Here is a 5,525-nt window from a genome sequence, read left to right as displayed (position 1 = left end):
AGATGAAAATTATTCCTCAACTGCACGCGCGGGAGATTATCTGGTTTCATTGGCTGTATCAAGCAGGAGTCATTCGGGCCGATCAGGACGGCGTAGACTGGGCACGGGCGCGGCCGTGTTTCAATCATGATATACCGGGCGATGATGAAAAACAGCTGTACCGGTACATTCACCGGCAAGCCGAACGCTGCGAGCGGTCGTGCGCAAGCGTGTTGCACGATTACGCCGATCATCTGAGTCAGATTCAGCGTTTGGGCGGTGGCGAACTTTGGCCGCACGATTTGGATGAGGCACATCGGCGGTTGTCCGCCCGGGAGCGAAAGATTCAAGATCATGGCCTCAATGGAATGTTCCGTGCTCGCCGCCGATTGTGGCAGTGGGCAGTGTGGCGGCATGGGGGCATGTTTATTCGTCCGGTTGATTCGGTGAAAGAAATCACGCTGGAAGGTGAACGGCAAGATAACTGTGTTGCCGGGTATGCAAAACGGCACGCGGAGGGGCGAGCGGTCATTTTCGTTCTGCGTCGTGCGGATGACCCTACAAAGAGCTGGCACACAGTTGAATTGATCCCGGGTACATTGACCGTGCGGCAGTGCCGCGGCTATAAAAATCGAGAAGCCACGCCAGAAGCCCAAGCGTTTGTGGATGCGTGGGTGCAGCGGCTGAAAAATATACGAGACCAGAGGAGGAAAAGTGCATGAGTGAAGTAACGAAGCATGATCGCACGGTGGACACTGTGACGGCAGAGATTCAGTACATTCAACAGCAAGTCAAGAAGATATTTTATGATGCAGTAGTCCAGATTGGGACGCGCCTGCTGGAAGTCAAGGAAATGGTGCCTTACGGAGAGTGGACGAATTATCTGGAAAACCGGCTCGGATACAAGCCCAGTACAGCGCAGAACTATATGCGCATTGCCAAAGAGTTCGGGGACAGACAAATTGCACTGGACGGGACGGACCCGCAGACTCTGTTCGGAGAACTGGGCTATGCACAGCTGCTTCCGCTGCTGTCTCTGCCAGACGAAGATCGGCGGGAGCTTGCCGCGGAGAATGATCTGCCGTCTATGTCCAGTCGTGAGATCGAAGAACTCGTGAGACAGAAGAAGGCCGCAGAGGAACGGGCAGCTTTGGCGGAAAGCGCGTTGGAACGGGCAAAGAAGTCCCAGAAGGATGCAGAAAAACAGAAAGCCAGTGCTGTTGCCGCCCAGCAGGAAGCAGAACAGCGTGCCGGAAAGCTGGAAGAGGAGCATGCATTCCTGAAAAATCAGTTGGAAACGCTCAAGACACAGGCAGAACAAAGCGTGATTCAGGCCGAGGTCGTGCCGGATGAAAAGGCGCTGGAAGCTGCCCGGCAGGCGGTGCGCGATGAGATGCAGAAGGCAGTCAGACAGGCCGAGGAAAAGGCGAAGGCCGCCGAGGGCAAGCTTGCCAAGGCTCGAAATCCGCTGGCGATGAAGGTTAATTTGCTGTTTGAGGATATGCAGAGCATGACAAGCCGCCTTGAAAGTGCGCTTGCAATGCTGGCCAAGGAGCAGCCAGAGACGGCAGAGAAGTTCCGGACGACGATTGGGCAGTTTATGACGCTGAAAGGAGAACAGATGCAATGATTTACGGTAAAAAGACCTCACGATTTCAATGTGATATTGATGCGGACGGCGGGATGTATGACATTCTGGATGAGATTGCAGCACTACTCGAGATGCTGCATCGCAACTGCCAGGAACAAGATCCGGATATGGCGAACAAGTTCCGGACGTACGTACAGGAAATGACGCGGGATGGCTCTATGGTTTGGAGTTCGGATGGGAGCGTACCGGCCGATACAACCGCAGCTCATTATGAGCGACTGTGCCAGGCGGCGGAGCATTTTGGACTGGAAACGCAAAAGTGGAAGGCAAAGGAAGAGATGACCGAACTGTCGGTACTCTTGCGAGATTATCAAACGCCGAGCCCGATCCTGAGAGCTGCGAGAATTGAGGAGCTTGCGGACGTGTACAACATGCTTGACCAGTTGTGTATCCTCTGGAACTGTGAGGATGAGGTGCAGGACATGGCCGAACAGAAAATGATCCGGACAATGCAGCGAATCCAGTCAGGGTATTACGACAAGGGTGGCAGCCGTGAGCACTCATAAAAATCCGCACGGCTGCAAGTTGTTTTACTGTCAGCGCCGCAGAGGGTATGTGTGCTGCGCCGACTGTGGGTACAACCCGGAAGATGGGGGGAACATGCGAGAACCCGTGTATGAACACTCCAAAGTTTTGCAATCAGCAGACGTTGACCATCAAAGACAAAGAAGGAAAGGTGAAGAAATCATGACCAAGCAGAAGGAAAAACGGTCACCGCGATCGCGTGAGCGCCGCGGCCGGGATCGCTGGAAAGCGGGCCGCAAGTGGATGCAGGAAGACGCAGACCGACGCTTGTTACCCAAATATCAGCACAGCCGATAAAGTACATAAACGAGTAAAAAGCCGTGATGGGAATACCGTCACGGCTTCGGCATAGCGCAACATACACCGGGAAGCGGGCGAGGAGGACACGCCCTTGCAGCGCCGGTAAGCGTATTATTTAAGCGACCAACGGGGATAGAGAAGGAGATCGGCCATGTATGTAAAGCGGGTAGTCACAGCTGGTCTGGTGACCGAGACTAAGAAAATGTATACCACGCGGGTACACACTAAGGGTTGCCGCCGAGAGAAGAACCGGGACAAGACCAAGGATGCCCAAGCGAAAGTCAATGAGCGCAAGGCGGAGGAGAATCTGCGCTGGCTGCTCAATGCCAACTTTGGTGCCGGTGATTACCACATCGTATTGCACTACTACGATAAGCAGACCACACTCAAACAGGCGGAGGAGGACAAAGCCAAGTTCCTGCGCCGTCTGCGAAAGGTGTGCCGATCTCAAGGAATCCCGTGGAAGTATGTGGCCTGTACGGAAACCAAGCGGATGACCAATGTGCACCATCACATCATTCTGCCGCCGATCGGGGTAGATGTGCTGAGCCAGATCTGGGAGGAAACGCTGGAGGGCAGAGTCGGGAATGTCTCGATCAAGCCGTTGGACAAGCGTGGGAACCATGCCAAGCTGGCCAACTACCTCATTAAGGAGACACGCCGGACGATGGAGCGATACAAAGAGGCTGGGAAGCGGTGTAAGCGTTTTTCATCTGCGCGAGATATGATCCGGCCAGAACCCAAGTACCAGATCATCGCAGCAGCTACATGGTGCAAAGAGCCTCGACCGCGCAAGGGATATGTGCTGCTCAAGGACGAAGACGGTAACACCATGCGCACCGGAATCCATGAACTAACTGGATATCCCTGGGCAGAATACATAGAATTGAGAATCGCTTGAGAAGGAGGAAATATGGAATACCCTAAGTGGGCACAGGAAAGCGGAATCAAAAAGGCCAAAAGAAGTGCCAGAGGAGCAAGAAGTCGCACAGCCGGAAACCAGTTCGAGGCCATGATTGACGCGGCTTGTGAGTGGTACAAGGCCGCGGGGGCGGCGGTGATCGACAAAACGCCAGAGCCGATGCGCCCGATCAGCAGACCAAACCGAGCGGGACAGTTTACGGCCTGCTATACCAAGCAGGCACAGCCGGACTACAAGGGTGCGATGGTAAACGGCCGCACGATCGTGTTCGAAGCCAAACACACCGACGATGAGCGCATCACATTTGACCGGTTGACGGTAGAGCAGCGCCGGCAGCTGGAGGCGTACAGTAATATGCATGCGATTGCTTTTGTGCTGGTATCTGTTGGACTGCAGAATTTTTACGCTGTGCCGTGGAATTTTTGGAGGGACATGAAACGGATATATGGCCGCAAGTATATGAACCTACAAGATCTGGAACGATTCCGTGTACCGGTCTATAAGGGCATGGTTGACTTTCTGATGTGGACGGAAGGCGAAACCCGGTGAAAAAACAGATTTTCCGTACCGCCGACCAAAAGGAGTTTATCGGCCTGTTTGATGGCCTTTGTATGCGCAGACACGCATGGCAGGCGTGGGGAGATTTCGTGGAGGCGTGCGCGATCGCGGTGTCGAACTCCTGTGACAGGTAAGCCCAGACCGGGGAAAGCGGGAAGAGCGGTACCGGCAGATTATGGCCGGATACGAGCCAAAGGAGCAGGAAATCTTCCCACAACTCTTCGGCGCACTGACCGAAGCTTTGGAACAAAACCCGGATCAGGATTTTCTGGGTGATATGTTTATGAGGCTTGAACTGGGCAGCCATTGGCACGGGCAATTTTTCGCGCCGTACAACCTCTGCCGCGCTATCGCAGAGATCCAGATGGGAGATGCACAGGAGCGGATCCAGACACGCGGATGGGTGAGCATCAACGACTGCGCCTGCGGTGCCGGTGCGCTGCTGATCGCTGCCCGCAATGTTATGATGCGAGCGGGACAGGATTGGTCATCACAGGCCCTGTTTGTTGCTCAGGACATCGACCGGACGGCGGCGCTCATGTGCTATTTGCAGCTGTCCCTGCTTGGATGCGCTGGGTATGTCGTGATTGCGGACAGCCTGAGGTATCCGATCACCGGCAGCCTGCTGCGGCCGACACCCGTGCCAGAGCAGGACATCTGGTACACACCCACCCTGTACCTGTCGCCAGTGTGGGGATATCGGATGTTGTGGGAGCGGATCGAGTCTGTGCAGCGGTACGCGACATCAGACCCAGAGCCGGAGATCATGACCGACGTCGGAACACAGCTGACTTTATTTTGAGGAGGATTATATGGATTACACTGCGAAAGACATTGACGTTGAAAAGTTCGAACGAGAGCTAGATCAAATGGAAAAATATGCGGAGTTTGATTTGCAAAAACAGATCGAGAAGGTTGAGGCCAGAGCGCAAGGATACACCGACGCCATTCGCGAGGTACGACAGATGCTACATTGCTCAAATTTCGAGCGGGAGAAGTTGTGATGAGCTATGGATTGATGAAGATACTGAGATCTTGGCGTGCCCAACCTGCGGAAGTGGAGAATATCTCTATAATGAGGACGGAAACAGAAACCGATACTGCGGCCAATGCGGCCAGCGAATTGATTGGACGAACGAGGAGGAATGACTATGCTTATGAGAATGACATCGGATGACCCGAAGTACATTGCCAGTCATCTCAACATTTTCTTCACACAAGACGGAGAAGGGTATGTCAGATCGGGCGGAACGGATAACCAAGATATCGAAATGATGGACTGGATTCAGGCGGCTGCAAAAAATATCAGAGCAGAGCTTTGCTCGGAAGACGACGAGGGGCTGTGTGACGAGCTGTACGACAATTTGCAATATGGCGTGGAGTGTAGTGAGGGTGTGATTGCATATCTATACCTCGCGGTGCTGCAAGCAATTGAAATGCGCGGACGGCTCAAAGATATTGAGGACATCTTGGGCGATGTGTACGACCTCGACCGCCTGCGCGAGCTGGTGCAGGCTGACCGGGAGGGGCGGTGCGTGGTGCTGCCGTGCAAACTGCACGATAAAGTTTTCTTTATCGAGAATGGATGCG

The 5,525-nt window shown here is 54.0% G+C and carries 9 protein-coding genes; all 9 read left to right on the top strand.

What is annotated here, in order from left to right; translation table 11 throughout:
• Positions 1-701: PcfJ domain-containing protein (locus tag B5F17_RS14190; protein WP_087374878.1), on the top strand; the 701-nt coding region annotated here is incomplete at its 5' end.
• On the top strand, positions 698-1,609 hold the full coding sequence (locus B5F17_RS14185; RefSeq protein WP_087374875.1) for a DUF3102 domain-containing protein: 912 nt from the start codon (positions 698-700) through the stop codon (positions 1,607-1,609). The genes B5F17_RS14190 and B5F17_RS14185, both read left to right, overlap by 4 nt.
• Positions 1,606-2,136 (top strand): nucleoside triphosphate pyrophosphohydrolase family protein, encoded by a 531-nt coding sequence (locus B5F17_RS14180; RefSeq protein WP_087374873.1) that lies wholly within the window; start codon positions 1,606-1,608, stop codon positions 2,134-2,136. The genes B5F17_RS14185 and B5F17_RS14180 overlap by 4 nt, the downstream gene beginning before the upstream one ends.
• Before the next feature lie 181 nt (positions 2,137-2,317).
• A complete protein-coding gene (locus B5F17_RS15265; RefSeq protein WP_275532138.1) occupies positions 2,318-2,452 on the top strand; it encodes a hypothetical protein in 135 nt (44 codons plus the stop codon).
• A gap of 154 nt (positions 2,453-2,606) precedes the next feature.
• The gene (locus B5F17_RS14175; RefSeq protein ID WP_087374871.1) at positions 2,607-3,356 is read left to right on the top strand and encodes a rolling circle replication-associated protein; all 750 of its coding nucleotides are present in this window, start codon (positions 2,607-2,609) and stop codon (positions 3,354-3,356) included.
• A gap of 12 nt (positions 3,357-3,368) precedes the next feature.
• Complete coding sequence (locus tag B5F17_RS14170; protein ID WP_087374869.1) at positions 3,369-3,926, top strand: Holliday junction resolvase RecU; 558 nt, start codon at positions 3,369-3,371, stop codon at positions 3,924-3,926.
• Between the two features lie 184 nt (positions 3,927-4,110).
• The gene (locus tag B5F17_RS14165) at positions 4,111-4,737 is read left to right on the top strand and encodes an N-6 DNA methylase (protein ID WP_087374866.1); all 627 of its coding nucleotides are present in this window, start codon (positions 4,111-4,113) and stop codon (positions 4,735-4,737) included.
• A gap of 10 nt (positions 4,738-4,747) precedes the next feature.
• Positions 4,748-4,939, top strand: a complete 192-nt coding sequence (locus B5F17_RS14160; RefSeq protein WP_087374864.1) for a hypothetical protein — start codon at positions 4,748-4,750, stop codon at positions 4,937-4,939.
• Positions 4,940-5,086: 147 nt separating this feature from the next.
• A partial coding sequence (locus B5F17_RS14155) for a hypothetical protein (RefSeq protein ID WP_143287757.1) occupies positions 5,087-5,525 on the top strand: 439 nt, incomplete at its 3' end.

Source organism: Butyricicoccus pullicaecorum (assembly GCF_002160355.1).
Classification (GTDB): domain Bacteria; phylum Bacillota; class Clostridia; order Oscillospirales; family Butyricicoccaceae; genus Butyricicoccus; species Butyricicoccus pullicaecorum.
Note: the sequence above shows the minus strand (reverse complement) of the source record. Positions and strands in the feature narration are given on the sequence as shown.

Coding starts and splice junctions, on each gene's coding strand:
- B5F17_RS14180 (WP_087374873.1), top strand. CDS start 1,606: ATGATTTACGGTAAAAAGACCTCACGATTTCAATGTGATATTGATGCG.
- B5F17_RS15265 (WP_275532138.1), top strand. CDS start 2,318: ATGACCAAGCAGAAGGAAAAACGGTCACCGCGATCGCGTGAGCGCCGC.
- B5F17_RS14160 (WP_087374864.1), top strand. CDS start 4,748: ATGGATTACACTGCGAAAGACATTGACGTTGAAAAGTTCGAACGAGAG.
- B5F17_RS14170 (WP_087374869.1), top strand. CDS start 3,369: ATGGAATACCCTAAGTGGGCACAGGAAAGCGGAATCAAAAAGGCCAAA.
- B5F17_RS14165 (WP_087374866.1), top strand. CDS start 4,111: ATGGCCGGATACGAGCCAAAGGAGCAGGAAATCTTCCCACAACTCTTC.
- B5F17_RS14185 (WP_087374875.1), top strand. CDS start 698: ATGAGTGAAGTAACGAAGCATGATCGCACGGTGGACACTGTGACGGCA.
- B5F17_RS14175 (WP_087374871.1), top strand. CDS start 2,607: ATGTATGTAAAGCGGGTAGTCACAGCTGGTCTGGTGACCGAGACTAAG.